Genomic DNA, 886 nt, shown 5'->3' with positions numbered 1-886 from the left:
ATGGGGTAAGTCAACGAAAAGTAAGAATCGAACCTATGAAATTCGTACTATGTAACAATGAACATAGAGAACTTACAGGCCTATAGTATCCACCTAAAATTAGATGTACAGCTAGTTAAATCGGAACGTGGGAAGCGAGAGACAACTATTTAAACCACTATCTTGGGGTTGGTTCATATAAGGTATAAAGCCGAAATTGATTTACTCTCGTGAAAGCAGGGGTACAGTACCGATGAAATTATGGAAACATAGTGGAGGGATAACCCCGAGTCATTAAAGAAATTAAACAATAGTAACCAAATGAAGTTCATAAGGTCGAGTATGATGATGGGACTTTCCAAAAGGAAGGAGCAATATATCCATCGATGAACGCTACACTGAGAAACAGCGAGTACTACGGTATGCAATCCACCTTTGACACGCTATATGAGCGCAGTAAATATAACTGCACAAAAGGAATAGGATTATATGAAATTATAACATCAAAAGAAAATATACTACTCGCATACCGCAATATCAAAGCCAATACAGGCTCAAAGACAAGAGGTACAGATGGAATAACCATAGATAATTACAAAATGAAAAATGTAGAAAACTTCATAAAGGACATTAGAACAGCTTTAAATGATTATAAACCTCAAAAAGTACGAAGGGTAGCGATACCTAAAGAAAACGGTAAAACAAGGCCTTTAGGTATTCCTACAATGAGAGACAGACTAATCCAACAAATGTTTAAACAAGTTCTCGAACCAATATGTGAAGCAAAATTCTACAATCATTCCTATGGATTTAGACCTAATCGAGCGACAAAACATGCAATAGCTAGATGTCAATCTCTTATAAATAAAGGGAATAAACATCATATAGTAGATGTAGATATAAAAGG

Annotated in this window: 1 protein-coding gene; it reads left to right on the top strand. The window is 35.4% G+C overall.

What is annotated here, in order from left to right; all coding sequences use genetic code 11:
* Window positions 1–365 precede the first annotated feature (365 nt).
* Window positions 366–886 (top strand): reverse transcriptase domain-containing protein (locus tag ACS2CR_RS34260; RefSeq protein ID WP_438906162.1); only part of this gene is annotated, 521 nt, incomplete at its 3' end.

Origin of the sequence: Bacillus cereus group sp. BceL291, from assembly GCF_051776705.1 — a bacterium.
Classification (GTDB): Bacteria; Bacillota; Bacilli; order Bacillales; family Bacillaceae_G; genus Bacillus_A; species Bacillus_A cereus.
Note: the sequence above shows the minus strand (reverse complement) of the source record. Positions and strands in the feature narration are given on the sequence as shown.